Consider the following 20,533-nt stretch of genomic DNA (forward strand, 5'->3'; position numbering starts at 1 on the left):
CTCACGGCTCATCCGGCACGGGGATCACATGAGTCACAGAGGTCTGCCGGGTCCGTGCCGCGTTGTCAGACCCCTCTGTCAGCCTGATCCCATGAACAGCCGAACGCATCGCCACACCGAGGTCGTCGACGTCCATCTCCTGCTGCGCCGCGGCGCGGAGATACTGCTCGCGCGCCGCTCCGGCACGGGTTACGCGGACGGCCTGCTGCACGCACCGTCCGGCCATGTCGAGGACGGCGAGGACGTGCGTACGGCGGTACTGCGCGAGGCCGAGGAGGAGACGGGGCTGGTCCTCGGGCCCGAACAGCTGCGGGTGGCGCTGGTGATGCAGCACCGGTCGCCGGCGGGCTCGCCCCGGATGGGCTGGTTCTTCGAGGCGGAGCTGCCATCCGGGTCGGAGCCGGTCAACGCCGAGCCCGACAAGTGCTCGGAGCTGGGCTGGTATCCGCTGGACGCGCTGCCCGACGACATGGTGGCGTACTGCCGGGCGGGCGTGGAGGCGTACCGGGCGGGGGAGAGGTTCGTGCTGCACTCCACCGGCCGGGCGACGGGATCGCGTACGACCCCGAGGCGCCCGGCCGGGCGCAGACGCTGCCGCGGACGGGACGGCGGGGCATATGAACCCGTGCGCGGGTCAGAGGTCGCGCACGTACCGCCGCTCTCCGGCGAACGGCTCATAGCCGAGGCGCTTGTTGATCGCGAGCATCGGGGCGTTGGTGTCGTCGTTGCCGGTGAAGGCGTCGGTGTAGCCGGCCGCGCGGGCCCGGCCCAGCGAGTCGATCTTCGCCAGCCTGGCCAGTCCACGCCCCCGGTATGCGCGGGCCGTCCCCGTGCCCCGGGAGGCGAGCCGGGTGCGGCCGTCGGTCTCGACGTAGGAGTGCGCGGCGGGCACACCGTCCACGACCACGACCGTGCTCAGCTCCTGGTCGATGCCTCCGTGCACGAACGTGTCGTCGAACCAGGCGTCGAACTGCAGCGCGTCGCTCACCACGTCGCCGGGTTCGTCCTGCACGACCTCGCTCTCCAGGGCGAACAGCCCGTCCGGGTCCTCGCGGAACGCGCCCAGCGGACGCAGTCCGGTCCCCGCGGGCAGGGCGGGCACCTCGGGCAGCGGGGTGCCGGTCAGGTCGAGGCGGAGGATGCGCGAGGAGCGGGAGCTCGTGTAGCCGCGGTGCTCGGCGAAGGCGCGCGGCCCCTCCTCGTCCATCACCCAGGCGTGCACCCGGGTGGCTCCCAGCCCCCGCAGATAGCGCTCGGCCTCGGCCAGCAGGGCCGTACCGGCGCCGCGGCTCCGGTGGTCCGGATGCACCTGGGGGTTGGCGAACGCCTGCCCGGGCTCGGTCGTCTCGTGCTGCAGGCCGACCTGGCCGGCGCCCACGATCTCGCCGTCGAGCTCGGCCACGAGCAGGCGCAGGCGCATCGCGGCCGGGGCGTGGGCGGCATGGTCGATCACGGCCTGTGGTGTCTGGACGAGGAACGGAACGGCGGCCCGCCGCACCGCCAGCACGGTCTCGGCGTCCTCGGGGCGGAAGTCACGGATGATCAGCGGCATAGGGCCGCACCATACGTCGGAAGGGGGGAGGACGCATGCGGTTATTCGGTGGGGCACCGCTGCCCCGAAGCCGCCGGCCGCGCACCGGCAGCGGGCGCTCAGCCCTCTCCGTACGCCGCCCGTACCGCCTCGCGGGCCGCCCGGAGGGCCGCCGCCTCGTCCAGGCCGAGACGGCGTGCCCGCTGGGCGAAGGACAGCGCGGCCGCGGCCGCCTCCTTGGCCGCCGCGTCGCCGGCCGCGGCGATGAACGTCCCGTTGCGGCCCCGGGTCTCGATGACGCCGTCGACCTCCAGCGCGCGGTACGCCTTGGCGACCGTGTTCGCCGCGAGGCGCAGCTCCTCGGCCAGCCCCCGCACGGTCGGCAGCTTGTGCCCCGCGGGCAGCACACCGCTACGCGCGGCCTCGGCGATCTGCGCGCGTACCTGTTCGAACGGCGCCTCCGTGGCGGCGCCGTCCACATGGATCCTCAGGCTCATACGACCATTCTCCCCTCGGTACGGGGGTGGCACCGGGCCGGGACCCCCGTACCAGGCCCGGCGCCACCCCGATCAGGGATAGAGCTTGGTGACCGCCGTGGCGGTCGTGGACTTGAACTCTTCGACCGGCGCGTCGGAGAAACCGCCCATCTGGCTCCACTTCACGACGGTGACCGTGGCCCCGTCCCGGGCGACACCGAACAGCGAGATGCCGTACTCCGATTCCGGGGCGGAGGTCGCCACACCGAACACCCGGCCGCCGTCCTCCGCCGGCACCGGGCCGAACGCCCTGCCTTCCGCCCAGCCGCCCTCGATCCGGTCCTCGAAGTCCTCGGCGCACTCGTGCAGGGACGCCGACAGCTTCGCCGTCAGTCGCTTCGCCGCGTCGGCGCCCCCGGTCCTGAAGACGAGCTGCAGCGCGCCCGTGTCGAACTCCGTGCCGAACTCGCGGTGCGACGCGCCGTGGCGGGGCAGCAGTCCGGCGCCGTCGAGGCAGAACACCGGGTACTCCGGCAGCCCGGCCGCGACCGGCTGCGCGAACCACTCGGACGCCGGGTGCGGGGGGAGTTCGCCCGGCTCCAGGAAGACGGGGTCCGCGGTCTGCGGACGGTCGGCCTCGGCTGTCGCGGTCGTCTCCCCACCCGCGGACGCCGCACCGCTCGTTGTCTCCTTCTGCGACGCGTTGCCCCCCGGCTGCGTGCCGCTCTTCGACGCGCCGCCCCCGGGCCGCGCGCTGCTCTGCGACGCCGCCGTGGTCGGTGCCGGCGTCTCGGCGGAGGCGTCCTGCCGCGTCAACGCCACGGCGACCACCGTGGCACCGGCGGCCACCACGGCGAGCGCCGCGCGACCGAGCTGCTTGTTGCTGTACATGATCGTCCCCGTTTCCCGGTACCGTCCCGGCCTCCACCCTGCGGAGCCCGAGGAACCACCCGCAAGCGGGGGACGTCGATACGGGAAGGTGGAACGGAATCACACATCCCACCAGCGGGGATGTCACCTCCATGGAATGCTCCGGTGGGACGGCGGAAGAGGGGTGGGACACGTGACGGGCACCGGCAGGGAGGAGTTCGCGGCCTTACTCCGCGAACTCAAGGACCGCTCCGGACGCAGCTACGGGGCACTCGCGGCCCGGCTGCACGTGAGCACCTCCACCCTGCACCGCTACTGCAACGGCGACGCCGTCCCGACCGACTACGCCCCGGTGGAGCGCCTCGCCCGGCTGTGCGGGGCGACGCCCGACGAACTCGTCGAGCTCCACCGCCGCTGGCTGCGCGCCGACGCGCTGCGCCGGCTGCCCTCTGTACCGCAGCCGCAGGACGCGCGGGCGGCGCCGCCCGCGCCGGTCCCGGCCGCCGGGGCCGACAGGCTCGAGGTCGAGGCGTCCGGCTCCCCGGCCCGGCGCTTGTGGCGGTCGCGGAGGCCGCTGTTGCTTCCCTCCGCCATCGGGGCGTCCCTCGTCCTGCTGCTCGCGGCCTCCGCCGTCAACTCCGACGACAACCCCGGCGGGCGGCCCGAACACGGCGGCGGGAACATCGCCGCACCGCAGAGCCCGCAGTCGACCGCTCCGTCCTCGAAGGCCCCGTCGCCGTCGGAGTCCCCCTCCGGCGCCTCCACCTCGGCCTCGCCGCCGGGCGAGGACAAGGGCAGCCCGCGCGCCACGGTCGAGCCGCGCGGCGGCACCACCGCCAACCCCATCGCCTGGACGGCGCGTTCCCACATCTGGGACGCCGGCTGCGCCCACACGTACCTCGTCGACAAGACGCCCGCCGAGGTTCCGCCGCCGCCCGTCGAGCAGTACGCCGAGTCCTGGGCGCGCACCCAGAACGCGGTGCACGGCGGCCGGACCATCGTCGAGGCGGTGCTCGAGTCCCGTGACGGGCAGCCGGTCGTCATCCGCGACGTCCACATCCGGATCGCCGGGCGCACCGACCCGGTGGCCTGGAACGCCTTCGGCATGTCCGACGGCTGCGGCGGCGCGCTCACGGAGGCGACGTACACCGTGAACCTCGACGCGGAGCGGCCCGATCCGCGGCCGCAGGACGGCTTCGACGGCGAGAACGTCCTCCCCGTCGCGAAACTCCCGTACGAGATCAGCAAGGGCGATCCGCTGTCCGTGCGCATCGAGGCGAGCACGCAGCAGTACGACGCGACGTGGACGCTCGAGATCGAGTGGAGCCGTGGCGAGGAGCAGGGGGTCGTGACGATCGACGACCGGGGGGTGCCTTTCCGCACCAGTAGTGCGGAGGGGCGGGCGATGTACACCTTCCGGGAGGACGGGTGGGCCAAGGAGTTGGTGGAGTAGGCGTTACGGGGTGGCCGTGGGTTCGTCCGCCGCGCTGGCCGGTTGTTCCCGTGCCTCCTCCAGTGCGAAGGCGTCCAGCACGCGGACGACGCTGCGGGTGAAGAACGCGTCGTAGTCCAGCGTCTCGGCGGCGGTGGCCGTCAGGGCCGCCGCGAGGTGCGGGTAGGCGCCGGTGGCCAGTTCGCCCGTCAGGTAGGCGGTGCGGATCTCCTGTTCCTCCTGCGGAGTCCAGGGGAGGGAGCGGGCGCGTTCCGCCACGGCGTGTTCGTTGGTGACGTACGCCATGACCGTGGCGTTCACCATCGCCAGCAGTTCCATCTTGGTGCCGGGTGGGATGCGCATCGGCTCGAGGGCCGCCAGGAAGCGGTCGATGAAGCGCATCGTGTGCGGGGTGAAGCCGTAGGCGGCGCTGTCCACCAGGCGTAGCAGCCAGGGGTGGCGGCGCAGGAGGTCGCGGCTCTGGGTCGCCAGCTGCAGGGCGTCGTCGCGCCAGTTGCCTGTGAGGGGGGTGGTCAGGTCGTACTCGGCGCTGGCGGCGTCGACCATCAGTTCGTGGAGGTCCTCCTTGCGGGGGATGTAGTTGTAGAGCGACATCGTGCCGCAGCCGATTTCTGCGGCCAGGCGTCGCATGGAGACTGCGTCCAGGCCGTCGGTGTCCGCGATGCGGGTTGCTGTCGCGGCGATTTCGGTTCTTGTGTGGGCGGGGCGGGGGCCTCGGCCCGTGCGGTTCGGGCGTGTCCAGATCACGCCCGGTTCTGTTTTCGGCAAGGGGTCACCTCCTGTGGGTCCCATGCTACGTACGGCGTACGGCGCGGGGTCTCGGTGCGGTTCCGCTGCGGGGGCTTCGCCCCCGGGTCCCCGTTGCGGCCTGCGGCCGCGTTTCGCGCCTGCGGCGCTCGTCCTCAGACGCCGGACGGGCTTCATGTCGCGTTGCGCCGGCTGGCGCGATTCGGCGCTGCGCGCCTCAGTCCTCAGACGCCGGACGGGCTGGGTGGGCGTCGGTCGGGCTGACGGGTGCGGTTCCGTCGGCGCCTGCGGCGCGGTTCGGCGCTTCGCGCCTCAGTCCTCAAGCGCCGGACGGGCTGGGTGGGTGTCGGTCGTGCTGACGGGTGCGGTTCCGTCGGCGCCTGCGGCGCGGTTCGGCGCTTTGCGCCTCAGTCCTCAGGTGCCGGACGGGCTGGGGGTGGCCCCCTCGCCCTGGTGATCGGATGGCACACCGTACGGCGTACGTAGTCGTCGTGCTAACCTGAGGGTATGGATACTACGTACGCTGTACTTAGTGAAGGGCTCCACAAGCGCTTCGGTGACGTGCATGCCCTGCGTGGGCTTGAGCTTGCTGTTCCCGTCGGGAGCGTGTGCGGGGTGCTCGGGAGCAACGGGGCCGGGAAGACCACCGCGGTGCGGGTCATGACCACGTTGCTGGCGCCCGATGAGGGGCGCGTGTGCGTGGGCGGGTACGACGTCGTCCGGGAGGGGGCGGACGTGCGGCGGGCCATCGGGGTGACCGGGCAGCAGGCCTCGCTGGACGAGGACCTGTCCGGGAGGGAGAACCTGCGGCTCTTCGCCACCCTGCAGCGCCTGCGGGGGAGCGAGGGGCGGCGGCGGGCCGACGCACTCATCGAGGAGTTCGGGCTCGAGGACGCCGCGGGGCGGGCCGTGCGGACGTACTCCGGCGGCATGCGGCGGCGGCTCGATCTCGCCGCGAGCCTGATCGGGCGGCCCGAGGTCCTCTTCCTCGACGAGCCGACCACCGGTCTCGACCCCGCCAGCCGCGGCCAGATCTGGGAGCGCGTGCGCGCGCTGGCCGCCCAGGGGACGACCGTGCTGCTCACCACCCAGTATCTGGAGGAGGCCGACCAGCTGGCCGACGACATCGTGCTGATCGACCACGGCCGCGCCGCGGCCACCGGCACGCCCGCCGAGCTGAAGTCCCGGATCGGGTCCTGGGCGGAGGCCGTCGTCGCCGAGCCCGCCGCGCTGTCCGGCGCCGCCGTGGTGCTGGCCTCGCTGACCGGGGGCGAACCCGTGCTGGACGAGGAGCGCCTCGCCGTCGGGGCCGTCGCCGTCGGCCCCGGTCTCACCCTGCCCCGTATCGTCCGCGAACTCGACGCCGCCGGGATCCCCGTCGTCGACGCCGGACTGCGCCCGCCCACCCTCGACGAGGTCTTCCTCGCCCTGACCGCCAAGGAGCCCGCCGTATGAGCACCGTCACGACCTCCGCGAGCGCCGACCTGCTGTACGACACCCGCGCCATGGCCGGGCGGCAGCTGAACCGGGTCCGGCACAACCCCGGCCTGTTCGTCATCACGCAGGCGATGCCGCTGACCCTGCTGCTCTTCTTCGGGTACGTCTTCGGCAGCACGGTCGCCCTCCCGGGCGGCGCCGACTACCGCACGTACATCGTCCCCGGCCTGCTCGCCACCGCCGCCGCGGGCGGCCTGGTCACCGGCATGCTGACGGCCGCGGCCGACGCACAGCGCGGGGTGCTGGACCGCTTCCGGACGCTCCCCATGAGCCGCACCGCCGTGCCGCTGGGGCAGGCCGCCGCCGACGTGCTGATCACGGCGGTGGGCCTGGTGCCGCTCGTCGCGGTGGGGTACGCCGTGGGCTGGCGGATCGAGAGCGGCCCCGACGAGGCCGCCGCGGGCTTCGCGCTGCTGCTGCTCCTGCGCTTCACCAGCGCCTGGATCGGCTTCCATCTCGGCATGGTCGTCGGCAAGGAGGAGGCCGCGGGGCAGCTGGCGAGCATGACGTTCATGCTGCAGCTGCTGTCCAACGCCTATGTGCCGGCCGCCGGACTGCCGGGCTGGCTGCGGCCGGTCGTCGAGTGGAACCCGCTGAGCGCCTTCAACACCGCCGCCCGCGAGCTGTTCGGCTCCGCGGTCCCGGGGCTGGACGACGCGGCGGGCGCGGCCTGGCCGATGACGCATCCGGTCGCCGCGTCCCTCGGCTGGTCCGCCGTCCTGCTGGCGGTGTTCGTGCCGCTGGCGGTACGCCGTTACGCGCGGACGTCCGCGAATACGTGAGCCGCACGGCACTTCCGCCGCACGGGAATTCGCTTTATCGACTTATGGCCACAGAAAAAAGACGGACGGACACGCCAATGCCGGGTATGGCGTGTCCGTCCTGTGGAACCGGGACGTTCAGTGGTGACGGTTGCCGAAAAGCGTGCGACGCAGCCGCCGCAGCGGCGCGAAGAGAGACAGGCGCTCCGTCTTGCTCGGCTGGCCGCGCTCCGGCTTCGGCTTCCGCGAGGTGAGCTCCTGCATGAGCAGGGTCGCGCCCTCCGCCTCCGCCGCAGGCACGGCGGGGCCGGCCAGTATCGCCAGATGGCGGTCGACCCGCGCTCTGGAGGCGGTGTTACCGCAGTCGATCGCAGGGACTCGGGCCCTGCTGCGCATTGCTATCTGTTCCATGACACTCCCCACCCATACGAGGGCTCCCGGCCCGGGCAGGGTAACCCTATCGTCCCGCGGCGTCACGTGCGCATCCCCCGTACCGGATTCACCCATGATTCAAGGGCGTTGACGCGGAAACGTCAATCAGGCACCGCCCAGGGCGAGTTGTACGAGGGGGGCGCTCGTCGGTTGTTTCGATCCCCCCGCGGGCTCCTCCGTTACCGCGAGTGTGCGCACCGAGGCACCGAGGGAGGCCACCGACGGGTCCGCGAGATCCAGCAGTCCCGCCGGGCGGATGGGGCCCGGCTGCTGGTCCATGGCCCACAGCTGGTACGTGCGGCCCGCCCCGGGCTCGGGCAGGCCGGTGAGCGTCACCACCGCGCGGCCGAGGTCCTCGGACACCACGGCGTTCAGCCCGCCGCCGTCCTCCCGCGAGGAGAGGGCGACGGCGTCCGGCGCCGCCAGCACCTGGCGGACCGCGGCGGCCTGCGCGCGCTCGTCGTCCAGGTCCTGCGCCGCCCGGGTCCACAGCACACCGAACACGGCCGCAACGGCCAGCGCGCACGCGGCCCCCGCCGCGGCCAGGCGCACGCCCCACGCGGGCCGGGGGACCGGCGCCGGACGAACGGACGGGCCCCGGGGAGCCGTCACCGGACGGGCGGGCGCCTCCTGCTCCGTGGTGCGGATCGCGGCGAGCACCCGCGCGCGCATCGCGTCGGGCGCAGGCAGCGCGACCGCGCGGGCGAGCCGCACGGTGTCCTGACGGAGCGCGCGAACCTCCGCCGTACAAGCGGGGCACCGTCCGAGATGGCGCTCGAACTTCCGTTCCTCGCGCGGAGAGAGGGCCGACAGGGCGTACGGGGCGGCGAGCGCGTGGGCGCGCCCGCGCAGGGGGTTCACGCGACACCCCCGTCCAGGCAGGCGCGCAGCCGCAGCAGGCCGTCGCGCATCCGGGTCTTGACGGTGCCCAGCGGCAGCGACAGCCGCTTCGCGACCTCCCGGTAGGTGAAGCCGTCGTAGTACGCCAGGGTCACCGACTGCCGCTGCAGATCGGTGAGGGCGTCCAGGCAGCGCCGTACCGACTCGCGCTCCAGCCGGCTCTCCACGGTCTCCACCACCTGGTCGAAGGCGGGCTCCTCCGCGCGGCGGCCGACGCGCTCCTCCCGCTCGCGTGCGGCGCGCGCGGAACGGACACGGTCGACGGCCCGCCGGTGGGCCAGCGTCAGCACCCAGGACAGACCGCTGCCCTTCGCCGCGTCGAAACGGGGCGCACCGCGCCACAGCTCCAGGAGCACCTCCTGCGCCACCTCCTCCGACTGGGCGGGATCGCGCAGCACGCGCCGGACCAGCCCGTACACCGGTCCGGAGACCAGCCCGTACAGCTCCTCGAACGCCCCTTGGTCGCCGCGGGCGACCAGCGCCAGCAGCTTCCCCTCCTGGTCCTCGACCACGCCGCCTCCCCTACGGCCACCGCATCGGCGGCCATTGTCCCGTCACCAGGCATTCGTGGCGAGGGCCGGGATCGGATTGGTACGGCGGAGGGCGCGGCTCCGGAAGTGGGCCGGTACGGCGGAGGGCGCGGCTCCGGAAGTGGGCCGGTACGGCGGAGGGCGCGGCTCCGGAAACTTTCCGGGAAGCCCACCAATCCGCCCCGCCCCCCGTCCCGAATGACCCCGTGCCAAGCCGCTTTCCGAGCGAAGGACGGACGCGATGTCCACACGGATCAAGACCCTTGCCGCACTGACCTGCGGCGCCCTGGCGGCCGGGGGGCTCGCCGCCGGCGGTGTGACAGTGCTCGAGCCCGGGGACGCGGCCGCCTCCAGCCACCGCGAGGCGCCGCTGATCGCCGGCCAGCCCGAGTACGACAACACGGACGTGTACGCGTTCGTCAGCCCCGACAAGCCCGACACGACCACGCTGATCGCCAACTGGGTGCCCTTCGAGGAGCCCGCCGGCGGTCCCAACTTCTACCGCTTCCCCACGGACGCGCAGTACGACATCCACATCGACAACGACGGCGACTCGCAGGGCGACCTGCTCTACCGCTGGACGTTCAAGAGCAAGGTCCGCAACGGCAACACCTTCCTGTACAACACGGGACCGGTGACCAGCCTCGACGACCCCGACCTCAACTTCAACCAGACGTACGACATCGACCTGATCAAGCTGGACAAGCAGCGCGTCGTCTCCAAGACGAAGGTCGCCGACGATCTGCCGATAGCCCCGTCCAACGTGGGCAAGGCCTCGATGCCGGACTACAAGAAGCTGCGCGACCAGGCCGTGAAGACCGTACGCGGCGGCGGGAAGTCCTACGTCGGCCAGGCCGACGACCCGTTCTTCCTGGACCTGCGGGTCTTCGACCTGCTGTACGGCGGTGACCTCTCCGAGGTCGGCAACGACACGCTGAAGGGCTACAACGTCAACACCGTCGCCCTGCAGGTGCCCACCGCCTCCATCCGCCGCTCCTCGCAGCAGCCGATCGTCGGCATCTGGTCGACCACCCAGCGCCGCAACGCCTCCGGCAGCTGGACCCAGGTCTCGCGCCTGGGCAGCCCGCTGGTGAACGAGGTCGTCGTCCCGCGCAAGGACAAGGACAAGTTCAACGCGTCCTCGCCCTGGAACGACGCCCAGTTCCTGCCGTACGTCACCAACCCCGAGCTGCCGAAGCTGATCGAGAAGATCTACGGCATCAAGGCGCCGGCCACCCCGCGCAACGACCTGGTCGCGGCGTTCCTCACCGGTGTCGACGGGCTGAACAAGCCGCCGAACGTCCGCCCCGCGGAGATGCTGCGGCTCAACACCTCCATCCCGCCCACCGCCTCGCCCAAGCGGCTCGGCGTGCTCGAGGGCGACAAGGCCGGCTTCCCGAACGGGCGGCGGCTCACCGACGACATCGTCGACATCGAGCTGCAGGTCGTCGAGGGCGAGCTGACCGGCAACCCGAACGACCTCGGCGACGCCGTGAACGCCAACGACCTGAAGTTCGGCCAGGCGTTCCCGTACGTGGCGGTGCCGACCTCCGGCTCGGACGTCCGGGGCGGCTCCTCGACCTCCTCGTCCGCCGACAAGGGCGGTACGCAGGCGGGCAAGAGCAGCACGCAGCTCGACGGCGGGGCGGCGACCGCCGCCTCCGGCAGTGACGACGACTCCACGCTGCTGGTCGCCTCCGCGGCCGCCGGCGCGGGCGGTGCGCTGCTGGTCGGGCTCGGGCTCGCCTGGTGGCGGATGCGCGGTCGCCGGGTGACGGCGCTGTGATCCGGTGCCGGACGGCCGGTGCGCCGTCCGGCACCCCACCGGCAGGGCGCGGCCGCTCCGCCTGATCCCCCTGGCGGCCGTGCCCACACCGGCGGTACGGGAGCGCCTCTCCGCTTCGCGCGCCCGTACCGCCGGTTCCATCCGTCTCCCCGGAAGAACGCAGCGCCCCTCCGACCGCAGGTAGCACCCCTCCCGACCGCAGGTAGCACTCCTCCCGACCGCAGGCAGCTCCGAGAAACGAGGTGGGCACGATGACCAAGACCCGCATCCGGCTCCCGCGCCCCCGCGCGGCGGCCGGCGCGACCGCGCTGGCGCTGCTCCTCACCGGGGCCGCCCTCGTCCTGGACGACTCGCCGTCCCCCGCCGCCAGGTCGGTGGCACCGCAGGCCGGCGCCCCGTTCGAGCGGCTGGCCGGCGCGGACCTCGACCGCGGCGTGAGCGCCCTGCAGACCCATTTGCGTGCCCAGCCCAAGGACGCCGCCGGCTGGGCGGCCCTCGGCGCCGCCTACGTCGAGCAGGCGCGCTCCGGCGCGGACCCCACCCGCTACCCGCAGGCCGAGAAGGCGCTCGCCAGGTCCCTGGAGCTGAGCCCCGGCAACGAGGTGGCACTGGCCGGGCAGGCTGCCCTCGCCGCCGCCCGCCACGACTTCTCCGGCGCCCTGCGCGCCGCCGACCGGGCGCTGCGCGTGAACGCGTACAGCGAGCGCGCCCTGTCCAGCCGGGTCGACGCGCTGGTCGAACTCGGCCGCTACGACGACGCCCTGCGCGCCGCCCGCACCGCCGACGCCCGCCGCCCCGGCATACCGGTCTTCACCCGCTACGCCTACGTCCTCGAACTGCGTGGCGACCCGGCCGGCGCCAAGCGCGTCCTGTCCCTCGCGCTGGACACCGCCACCGCCCCCGGCGACCGCGCCTACACCGCCACCCAACTCGGCCAGCTGGCCTGGACGCAGGGACGCTACGACGAGGCCCGCCGCTACTTCGTCTCCGCTCTCGACGCCGATCCGACGTCCCTTGCCGCGCTGGAAGGGCAAGCACGTACGCGCGCGGCACAGGGCGACGTACGGGGCGCGGTGCGCGATCTGGAGCAGCTCGTACGGCGCAGCCCGCTGCCCGGCGCGCTGGCCGCCCTCGGCGAGCTGTACGAGGCGAGCGGCCGCCGCGCCGAGGCACGCGCGCAGTACGACCTGGTGGCCGTCCAGGCACAGCTCGCCCGCGCCAACGGCGTGGCCGTGGACCTGGACACGGCGGTCGTCGCCTCCGACCACGGCGACCCCGACGAGGCCCTGCGCGCCGCCCGCGCGGAGTGGGCGCGGCGGCACACGGTGCACACGGCCGACGCGCTGGCGTGGGCGCTGCACCGCTCGGGGCGCTCCGAGGAGGCGCTCCGCTACGCGGACTTCGCGGTGTCCGTCGGACTGCGCGGAGCCGAACTCCGCTACCACCGCGGCATGATCCTGCTCGCCCTGGGCGACACGACGGCCGGCCGGGCGGACGTGCGCACGGCACTGCGCCTCAACCCCCACTTCTCGCCCCTCGGGGCGCGCGCGGCGAAGGAGGCCCTGCGATGAGCGGGCGCGTACGGAACGACCGTCCCCGCGTGAACCGCCGGCGCCTGCTGCGGCTCGGCACGGTGGCGGCGGCCGCGCTGGCCCTGGCCCTGGCCGCCGCGCCGCAGGCGAGCGCGCACCCGCTGGGCAACTTCAGCGTCAACCAGTACGACGGGATCGTCGTCACCCCGCGGGACCTGCGCGTCGACCATGTGGAGGACCTCGCCGAGATCCCCGCCCAGCAGGCGCGCGGCGCCATCGACCGCGACGGCGACCGCACCCTCGACGCCGGCGAACTCGCGGCCTGGGCAGGCGCCCGCTGCGACGCCGCCGCACGGGACGCGCGCGCCACGGTCGACGGCGGCGCGGTCCCCGTACGCCGTACGACCGCGACCGCCCGCGTCCGTGAGGGACAGGCCGGTCTGCCCACCCTCAGGGTGGAGTGCGCGCTGCGGGCGGAGCCCGGCACGGGCGTCGTCGGCAGCGGCGGGCACCGGATCGAGTACCGGCCGGCCGACGCGGCGACCGCACGCGGCTGGCGGGAGATCACCGTCCGGGGCGACCGGATGACGCCGAAGGACTCCGGCGTACCGGCGGAGTCCGTGTCGCGGCGGCTGACCCGCTACCCCGGCGATCTGCTCTCCTCGCCGCCCGAACACGCCTCGGCCGCCTTCTCGGTGACGCCCGGCGGCCCCGCCCTTGCCAAGGACACCACGTCCGACGTGGCGGCGTCCGGCATCCTGCCGCGCGGTGCGGACCGCTTCACGGAGTCGCTGACCGGGCTCGTCGCCCGGCACGACCTCAGCCTCGGCTTCGGCGCGCTCGCCCTGGCGATCGCGCTCGCCCTCGGCGCGCTGCACGCGCTCGCGCCGGGTCACGGCAAGACGCTGATGGCCGCCGCGGCGGCGGCCGGGGGGCGCGGTTCGCTGCGCGACATGGTGACCCTCGGGGCGTCGGTCACGGTGACCCACACGCTGGGGGTGTTCGTCCTGGGGGCGATGGTGATCGCGGGCTCCTCCGCGACACCGGCCGTCGTGACCTGGCTCGGCATCGTGAGCGGGACGGTGGTCATCCTGGCCGGCGCGGGGCTTCTCCGCCGGGCCTGGGCGGGGCGGGAGCACGGGCATACGCACGGTCACGGGCACGGGCACTCTCACGGGCATTCTCACGACCACGGGCACACGCACGCCCATGACCACGCCCACGGCCACGCCCATGACCACCCCCACCCCCACGGGCACGACCACCCCCACCCCCACGGGCACGACCACCCCCACCCCCGCAGGAAGCGCCCCCGCACCGTCCTCCTGGGCTTCGCCGGCGGGCTGGTCCCCAGTCCCTCGGCGGTCGTCGTGCTCGTCGGCGCCACCGCCCTCGGCCGCCCGTGGTTCGGCGCGCTGCTCGTCGTGGCGTACGGGGCCGGGCTCGCCCTCACCCTGACCGCCGCGGGCTTCGCCGTCGTACGGCTGGGGCACCGGGCCAAGGCGGCCGCCGCGCACCGGCGTACGGCGGCCCGCTGGCTGCGGGCGGCGCCGTTCGGCAGCGCCGCACTCGTCCTGGTGCTGGGCTGCGGACTGGTCCTCAAGGGAACCGCGGCGGCCCTCGCATGACCCCGCGTCCCCGCCACCGGGCGGCCGCACGCCGCGCCCGTCGATCTCACCGCCAAACGCACAGCAGCCGCACCCGGTTGAGCGCTACCTTTGGTAGGAATCGCACCGCTGGGGGTTGGGGGACGTGCATATGAGCGGGGATGCGAACAACGGGCCGGTCGTCGTCGCCGGCCGGTACCGGCTGCTGGACGCACTCGGCCAGGGCGGCATGGGCGTCGTCTGGCGCGCCCTGGACGAGTCGCTCAACCGCGAGGTCGCCGTCAAGGAGGTGCGCGCCCCCCGGCATCTGGAGGAGGCCGAGGTCCAGCGGCTCTACACCCGGCTGGAGCGCGAGGGCTGGGCCGCTGCCCGGATCTCCCACCGCAACGTCGTCACCGTGTACGACGTGGCCACCCACGACGGCCGCCCCTGGATCGTGATGGAGCTGGTCCGCGGACTGTCGCTCGCCGACACCCTGGAGGCCGACGGACCGATGACCCCGGTCCGCGCCGCGCGGATCGGCGCCGAGGTGCTGGCGGCGCTGCGCAGCGCCCACGAGGCGGGCGTCGTGCACCGCGACGTCAAACCCGGCAACATCCTGATCGCCAACGACGGCCGGGTCGTCCTCACCGACTTCGGCATCGCGACGATCGAGGGCGGCTCGGCGCTGACCATCACCGGCGAGGTGATCGGCTCCCCGGAGTTCCTCGCCCCCGAGCGCGCGCTGGGCCGCAACCCGGGCCCGCCCTCCGACCTGTGGTCGCTGGGCGTGACGCTGTACGCGGCCGTCGAGGGCATCTCGCCGTTCCGCCGCGACACGGCCCTGTCGACGCTGCGTGCGGTCGTGGACGAGGAGTTGCCGCGTCCGGTGCGCGCCGGCGCGCTGACCGGTGTGCTGGACGGTCTGCTGCGCAAGGACCCGGCGCAGCGGACGAGCGCCGAGGAGGCGGAGCGCCAGCTGCACCTGGTCGCCGCCGGCGGGCAGCCCCGTACGGCGACGACCCGGGCGGTGCCGCCGGTCGCCGGATACTCGCCGACGGCGGTCAGCGGCCAGGCCCCCGCCGGCTCGCCCTCCTTCGGCCCGCCGCCCGCGACGACCGCCGCGAGCCCGTCGTACGGCCCCTCGACCACCACGACGGCCACCACCCCGGGCAACCGCCGTGCCGGCTTGGTCTTCGCCGCCGGGCTGCTGGTCCTCGCCCTGAGCGGGGGCGGCATCGCCTGGGCGCTGCTGAGCGACGACGACGGCGGCCAGCAGACGACCGGTACCACCACGCAGGGGAGCACCGGCGGGGACGCGGGCAGTACGACCGGCGGCGAGACGGAGGAGGCCAGCGAGACCCCCAGCGCCAGCCCGTCGACCGACGAGACGGACGACGGCAACTCGCCGTCGCCCACCAAGACGGTGGAGCTGACCGTCAAGCTCTCCGTCCACGCCAACACCGCCCAGTACACCGGCGCGTGCCCGCCCCCCGACGGGGAGGCGCCGTCCTTCTCCGGCAACATCGACGTCAACAAGGCGCCCGCCAAGGTGCAGTTCCGCTGGATCACGCAGAGCGGCGAGAACGGTACCGACTGGGCCACCGCGGAGTTCGGCAGCGGCGAGTACTCCGTGGCCGTCGAGCACACCATCGCGGCGTACACCGAGGGCGGCACCAACGAGGACGCGGTGGCCCTGGAGGTCAAGAGCCCGGGCGCCACGTCGCAGTACGTCTCCTTCTCGACCACCTGCGAGCAGCAGACCACCGAGAGCCCGTCCCCCGGGCCGTCCTGACGTACCGGAGTCCGCGTGCCGGGTCGAGCGGGGGCGGGTGAAAAACCTGTGTGCGCCGGGCGGCCCCGTAGCGGACCATGATGCGCATGTGCGCCGAGCGAGCCGACCGAGCCAAGGACGTCAGGAGGATCCTGCTGCCCGTCGACACCCCTGCCACGACCGTCGAGGACTCCCTCGCCATCCGGTTGAACGTGGACGACAGCGACTCCCCGGGGGATGTCGTGGACGCCCTGTTCCTGGGGCGCTTCGCCAGCGGAGAGCAGCCCTACTCCCGTACCCGCTCGATCGACAAGGTCAAGTCCGGCGCCACCCTGCTGCCGCCGGGCGCCGCCGTGCTGCGCTCGACCCACGACCCCAGCCGCGGCGGCTCCGTGCTGGCGGAGGGGCCCGGCTGGACCGTGCTGGCCACCCGCTGGCAGCGGGGCGCGGACGTCACGGTGACGGCGGTCAGCGACGAGCTGGCGGAACAGGTCCTGGGCCAGGCCACGGACGGCGCCGCCGACGAGCCCGAACCCCAGCCGGACGACGTGCCGATGGGGTTCTGGTACTTCTCCGCCAACCGCGGCCCCCGGCGCACCACCCGGAAGATCAGCGCCCCGTCCTGGGAGGAGATCCGCGCCAACTACACCGCCTCCGTGGCCCGTTCCATGGGAGCGCTGATGCGGACCACCCCGGACGACGTCACCGGTCGGCTGCTCCTGCTGCACGGGCCGCCGGGTACGGGCAAGACCTCCGCGCTGCGCACGCTCGCCCGGGCGTGGCAGGACTGGTGCCGCGTGGACTGCGTGCTCGACCCCGAGCGGCTCTTCAACGATGTCGGCTATCTGATGGACATCGCCATCGGCGAGGACGACGGTACGAACGGCAACCGCTGGCGTCTACTGCTGCTGGAGGACTGCGACGAGCTGATCCGAGGCGAGGCGAAGCACGCGGCGGGCCAGGCCCTCTCCCGCCTCCTCAACCTCACGGACGGTCTGCTCGGCCAGGGCCGCAACGTCCTCATCGGCGTCACGACGAACGAGGACCTGGAGCGCCTGCACCCGGCCGTCGTCCGGCCCGGCCGCTGCCTGGCGCGTATCGAGGTGGGCCCGCTGACCCGGCGCGAGGCGCTCGACTGGCTCGGCGACGACGCCGCGGACCACCAGGGCGCGATCGGCCGCGACGGGGCCGCGCTGGCCGAGCTGTTCGCCCTGCGGCGCGGCACGGGGCCGATGGGCGTGCCGGAGCAGACGGCGCGGGACGGGGCGGGGCTGTATCTGTAGGAGATCCGTAGGGAATCTGCAGGAAGCTCAGATCGGCATCCGGAGGAAGCTCAGATCAGCGCGAACTGCCCCTCCGGACCCTCCTCGTGGTGGTCGAACACCGACGCCGGCCGGCGCGCCCACCCCGGCACCGGCAGCACTCCCGCCTCGCGCAGCTCCGCGGGCCTGACCGGCGCCGCGACCTCCGGTGCCGGGGGCGCGTCCGCCATCAGCGCGAGCACCGTGACCAGCTCCAGCAGCTCCGACGTCCACGCCTGCGGCCACTCGCGCGGGCGCAGCGCCTCCAGGGAACCCGGCTCGGCCTCTACCGTGCGCCGCTCGAACCACAGCTGCAGCACCCGGACGCCCGCCGCCTCGAACTCCCACGCCTCCTTCGGCACCGGCGACACCCGCCCCTCGTCCACCAGCAGCGCCTCGTCCTCCTCGTCGTACGCCAGCTCGCGCGGGCGCGCCGGCAGCGCAGCGCGCACGTACGGGCGGCGGCCGCCCGGCAGTCGCGGCCGGGTGCCGCTGCGCGCGCCGCGCAACTGCAGGTCCAGCAGCCGGTGTCCCCGCTCCAGCCCGGCCGCCCACTCCAGCGGATCGGCGGTCAGCGGCACCTCGCACCCCTGCGTCCCCGCCCGCGCCACCGCCAGCGCCCACGCCAGTACGTCCTCGGGCGCGACGGACACGCCGAGCCGCCGCGTGAGGAACTCCACCAGTCCCGGGGCCAGGTTGGGCTCCCGCCCGCCGGGGCGCCGGTAGAGCGGGCGGATCCGGCCGGGGCGGCCGGCGGGGGAGCGGCCGTCGGGCAGCACGTCGGAGGCGACCAGCGGCGGACCGCCCGGCAGCGGGCCGAGCTCCACGGCGTACATCTGCCGCTCGTCGGCCACCCGCCACAGCTCGGGCCGTGCCTGGTCGATGAGCCGGTGGTCGGGGATCAGCCACTGCCGGTCGAACGCCCCGTGCAGCACCGGTATCGGATCGGGACAGGCCGCCGTCTCGCGCGCCAGCCGGCCCGTGCCCGTGCGCTGGCCCGGGAGCTGGCCGACGCTGCGGGTCGGCGTACGGCTGCGGGTGGGGTGGAACAGGGCCTCCCGCGCGGGCCCTTCGGCGGCCAGCAGCCGCGCCCAGCGCGCCCGCAGCGAGTCGGGGTCGGGCGCCATGATCCAGGGCCGCCCGAGCCGTAGGGGCGCCACGCCCCACGGCATCAGCTCCCCGAGTGCAGCCGTCCCGCCCACCGTCACGCGCCGACCTCCCGTTGCCGCCCCTCGGCTGCATCGTACGGGCGACCACCGACGGGCGCCCCGGTGACTAACGCGCTTCCACCGTCACGGAGAAGGAGAACCGGTCGCCGCGGTAGCGGATGCGCGCCACGTCCACCACCGTCCCCGACTCGTCGTACGACACCCCCGTGTAGAACAGCACCGGGCTGACCAGGGGAACCTTCAGCAGGCGGGCCGTCTCCGGATCGGCCAGCCGCGCCTCCACCGTGTCCGTGATCCGGGCGATCCGCACGCCCACCGCGTCGCGCAGCACCCGCGTCATCGGCCACCGCTCCAGGTCCGCGGGGTCGATGCGCGCGGCCAGCTCCGGGCGGACGAAGTTCTCCGCCCAGTTCACCGGCTCACCGGTGGACTCGTCGCTGCGCAGCCGCCGGTAGACCCCGACCTCCGCCAGCCCGGGGAAGTACTCCGCGAGATCCGCCGGCACCGGCCCCGGGCCGTGGCGCAGCACCGTCGAGGCGTCCCCCGACTGCTGGGCCACGATCGCGTCCACCGAACCGAGCAGCCGCACCGGCGAACCGCGCCGAACCGTCTCCTCGATGAACGTGCCGCGCCGCCGGTGCCGGCTGATCAGGCCCTCCTCCTCGAGCTCCTTCAGCGCCTGGCGCACGGTCAGCACGCTCACGCCGTAGTGCTCCGCAAGCTGCTCCTCCGTGGGCAGCCGCAGCGGGGCGTCGGGAGCGCGCCCGAGTATCGAGGCCCGCAGGGACTGCGAGATCTGATACCAGAGCGGCAGCTTCCGGTTGAGCTCGAGCGAGTCGGGCGCGAAGGTGCTCATGGGCGGAAGTTACTCTGCAGCCCCCGCCACACGTCGTCGTATCCGTGCTGAAGGTGCTCGGCCCCGGCGGCCTGCGCGGTTGCCGTCACCGGCCAGCGCGTCTCGAACATGAACGCCAGCCCGTCGTCGATCTTCTGCGGCTTCAGCTCGGCCGCCGACGCCTTGTCGAAGGTCTCCCGGTCCGGGCCGTGCGCGGACATCATGTTGTGCAGCGAGCCGCCGCCGGGCACGAACCCCCCTGGACCGGCAGTCTTGGCGTCGTACGCGCCCTCGATCAGGCCCATGTACTCGCTCATGACGTTCCGGTGGAAGTACGGCGGGCGGAACGTGTCCTCGCCGACCAGCCAGCGCGGGGCGAAGACCACGAAGTCGACGCCCGCCAGCCCCGGGGTGTCCGAGGGGGACGTCAGCACGGTGAAGATCGACGGGTCCGGGTGGTCGTAGCTGATGGTGCCGATGACGTTGAAGCGGCGCAGGTCGTAGACGTACGGCACGTGGTTGCCGTGCCAGGCGACGACGTCCAGCGGGGAGTGGTCGTACGTCGCGGTCCAGAGGTTGCCGCAGAACTTGTTGACCACCAGCGTGGGCCGGCTGACGTCCTCGTAGGCGGCGACGGGCGCGAGGAAGTCGCGGGCGTTGGCGAGGCCGTTGGCGCCGATCGGGCCGAGGTCGGGGAGGACGAACGGGGCGCCGTAGTTCTCGCAGACGTAACCGCGCGCCGTCTCGTCCAGCAGCTCCACCCGGAAGCGCACGCCGCGCGGGATGAGCGCCACATGCCCCGGCTCGGCCGTCAGCAGGCCGAACTCCGTGCGCAGCAGCAGCCCGCCGCGCTCGGGGACGATGAGCAGTTCGCCGTCGGAGTCGGAGAACACCTTGTCCGTCATGGCGGTGTTCGCGTGGTACAGGTGGATCGCCATGCCGGTGCGCTGCGTGGCGTCGCCGTTGCCGCCCAGCGTCCACAGGCCGTCGACGAAGTCCGTGCCCGGCGCGGGCTCCGGCAGCGGGTTCCAGCGCAGCCGGTTCGGGTCCGGGACGGTCTCCGTGAAGGGCGCGGAGCGGATGCCGCCGTTGCCGGCGCGGGTGAACGCCGGGTGCGCGGCGGAGGGCCGGATGCGGTACAGCCACGAGCGGCGGTTGTGGGCGCGCGGCTCGGTGAACGCGGTGCCGGAGAGCTGCTCCGCGTACAGGCCGAGCGGAGCGCGCTGCGGGGAGTTGCGGCCGACGGGCAGTGCGCCCGGGACGGCCTCGCTCTCGTGCTCGTTGCCGAAGCCGGAGGAGTAGGTCAGCCCCTCGGCGGTCTTGCGTGCGTCTTCCACGGTGCTCATTGGTGCG

The 20,533-nt window shown here is 73.8% G+C and carries 18 protein-coding genes and 1 pseudogene; 9 read left to right on the forward strand and 10 right to left on the reverse strand.

Annotated elements, in window-relative coordinates; all coding sequences use genetic code 11:
• Positions 1–106: 106 nt before the first annotated feature.
• A pseudogene (locus tag AB0M28_RS02235) lies at positions 107–621 on the forward strand (NUDIX domain-containing protein); the annotation flags it as partial.
• Positions 622–634: 13 nt separating this feature from the next.
• Here AB0M28_RS02235 and AB0M28_RS02240 read toward each other — a convergent pair.
• From AB0M28_RS02240 to AB0M28_RS02250, 3 genes are all read right to left on the reverse strand, one after another.
• Positions 635–1,552, reverse strand: a complete 918-nt coding sequence (locus tag AB0M28_RS02240; RefSeq protein WP_365396287.1) for a GNAT family N-acetyltransferase — start codon at positions 1,550–1,552, stop codon at positions 635–637.
• A gap of 98 nt (positions 1,553–1,650) precedes the next feature.
• Positions 1,651–2,028 (reverse strand): GntR family transcriptional regulator, encoded by a 378-nt coding sequence (locus AB0M28_RS02245; protein ID WP_365396290.1) that lies wholly within the window; start codon positions 2,026–2,028, stop codon positions 1,651–1,653.
• 72 nt (positions 2,029–2,100) lie between these two features.
• Complete coding sequence (locus AB0M28_RS02250) at positions 2,101–2,898, reverse strand: hypothetical protein (protein ID WP_365396293.1); 798 nt, start codon at positions 2,896–2,898, stop codon at positions 2,101–2,103.
• A 172-nt stretch (positions 2,899–3,070) separates the two neighbouring features.
• Between AB0M28_RS02250 and AB0M28_RS02255 the strand changes: the two genes are divergently transcribed.
• On the forward strand, positions 3,071–4,330 hold the full coding sequence (locus AB0M28_RS02255; RefSeq protein WP_365396296.1) for a helix-turn-helix transcriptional regulator: 1,260 nt from the start codon (positions 3,071–3,073) through the stop codon (positions 4,328–4,330).
• 3 nt (positions 4,331–4,333) lie between these two features.
• Here AB0M28_RS02255 and AB0M28_RS02260 read toward each other — a convergent pair whose 3' ends face one another.
• Positions 4,334–5,122, reverse strand: a complete 789-nt coding sequence (locus AB0M28_RS02260; protein WP_365396299.1) for a TetR/AcrR family transcriptional regulator — start codon at positions 5,120–5,122, stop codon at positions 4,334–4,336.
• Between the two features lie 462 nt (positions 5,123–5,584).
• On the opposite strand from AB0M28_RS02260, the gene AB0M28_RS02265 reads away from it, so the two are divergent.
• Together AB0M28_RS02265 and AB0M28_RS02270 are read left to right on the forward strand one after the other, a co-directional pair.
• Positions 5,585–6,532, forward strand: coding sequence for an ATP-binding cassette domain-containing protein (locus tag AB0M28_RS02265; protein ID WP_365396301.1), 948 nt, complete (start codon positions 5,585–5,587; stop codon positions 6,530–6,532).
• On the forward strand, positions 6,529–7,356 hold the full coding sequence (locus tag AB0M28_RS02270; RefSeq protein ID WP_365396303.1) for an ABC transporter permease: 828 nt from the start codon (positions 6,529–6,531) through the stop codon (positions 7,354–7,356). The genes AB0M28_RS02265 and AB0M28_RS02270 overlap by 4 nt, the downstream gene beginning before the upstream one ends.
• Positions 7,357–7,473: 117 nt before the next feature.
• On the opposite strand, the gene AB0M28_RS02275 is transcribed toward AB0M28_RS02270, so the two are convergent.
• From AB0M28_RS02275 to sigK, 3 genes are all read right to left on the reverse strand, one after another.
• Entirely contained in the window at positions 7,474–7,746 is a 273-nt protein-coding gene (locus AB0M28_RS02275) for a hypothetical protein (RefSeq protein ID WP_365396305.1), read from the reverse strand.
• A 126-nt stretch (positions 7,747–7,872) separates the two neighbouring features.
• Positions 7,873–8,628 carry an anti-sigma factor gene (locus tag AB0M28_RS02280; protein ID WP_365396308.1) on the reverse strand — a complete coding sequence of 252 codons (756 nt, stop codon included), beginning with the start codon at positions 8,626–8,628 and terminating at the stop codon, positions 7,873–7,875.
• Positions 8,625–9,179, reverse strand: a complete 555-nt coding sequence (gene sigK / locus AB0M28_RS02285; protein ID WP_365396311.1) for an ECF RNA polymerase sigma factor SigK — start codon at positions 9,177–9,179, stop codon at positions 8,625–8,627. Before sigK ends, AB0M28_RS02280 begins: the two co-directional genes overlap by 4 nt.
• A 259-nt stretch (positions 9,180–9,438) precedes the next feature.
• Here sigK and AB0M28_RS02290 point away from each other — a divergent pair, with 259 nt between their 5' ends.
• The 5 genes from AB0M28_RS02290 to AB0M28_RS02310 all read left to right on the forward strand — a co-directional run bounded on the left by AB0M28_RS02290 (position 9,439) and on the right by AB0M28_RS02310 (position 17,158).
• Complete coding sequence (locus tag AB0M28_RS02290; RefSeq protein WP_365396314.1) at positions 9,439–10,983, forward strand: DUF4331 domain-containing protein; 1,545 nt, start codon at positions 9,439–9,441, stop codon at positions 10,981–10,983.
• A gap of 251 nt (positions 10,984–11,234) precedes the next feature.
• On the forward strand, positions 11,235–12,554 hold the full coding sequence (locus tag AB0M28_RS02295) for a tetratricopeptide repeat protein (RefSeq protein WP_365396317.1): 1,320 nt from the start codon (positions 11,235–11,237) through the stop codon (positions 12,552–12,554).
• Positions 12,555–12,583: 29 nt separating this feature from the next.
• Entirely contained in the window at positions 12,584–14,143 is a 1,560-nt protein-coding gene (locus tag AB0M28_RS02300) for a nickel transporter (protein ID WP_365396320.1), read from the forward strand.
• A gap of 130 nt (positions 14,144–14,273) precedes the next feature.
• Positions 14,274–15,896, forward strand: coding sequence for a serine/threonine-protein kinase (locus AB0M28_RS02305; protein WP_365396323.1), 1,623 nt, complete (start codon positions 14,274–14,276; stop codon positions 15,894–15,896).
• An 86-nt stretch (positions 15,897–15,982) separates the two neighbouring features.
• Positions 15,983–17,158 (forward strand): DUF5925 domain-containing protein, encoded by a 1,176-nt coding sequence (locus tag AB0M28_RS02310; RefSeq protein WP_365396326.1) that lies wholly within the window; start codon positions 15,983–15,985, stop codon positions 17,156–17,158.
• A gap of 50 nt (positions 17,159–17,208) precedes the next feature.
• Here AB0M28_RS02310 and AB0M28_RS02315 read toward each other — a convergent pair whose 3' ends face one another.
• The 3 genes from AB0M28_RS02315 to hmgA form a co-directional block, all read right to left on the reverse strand.
• Positions 17,209–18,348: a type ISP restriction/modification enzyme gene (locus AB0M28_RS02315; RefSeq protein WP_365396644.1), complete on the reverse strand. Its 1,140-nt coding sequence runs from the start codon at positions 18,346–18,348 to the stop codon at positions 17,209–17,211.
• A 103-nt stretch (positions 18,349–18,451) separates the two neighbouring features.
• The gene (locus AB0M28_RS02320) at positions 18,452–19,201 is read right to left on the reverse strand and encodes a GntR family transcriptional regulator (RefSeq protein WP_365396329.1); all 750 of its coding nucleotides are present in this window, start codon (positions 19,199–19,201) and stop codon (positions 18,452–18,454) included.
• A complete protein-coding gene (gene hmgA / locus AB0M28_RS02325) occupies positions 19,198–20,526 on the reverse strand; it encodes a homogentisate 1,2-dioxygenase (RefSeq protein WP_365396332.1) in 1,329 nt (442 codons plus the stop codon). The genes AB0M28_RS02320 and hmgA overlap by 4 nt, the downstream gene beginning before the upstream one ends.
• Between the last annotated feature and the right edge of the window lie 7 nt (positions 20,527–20,533).

The organism is Streptomyces sp. NPDC051940 (assembly GCF_040680895.1).
Classification (GTDB): domain Bacteria; phylum Actinomycetota; class Actinomycetes; order Streptomycetales; family Streptomycetaceae; genus Streptomyces.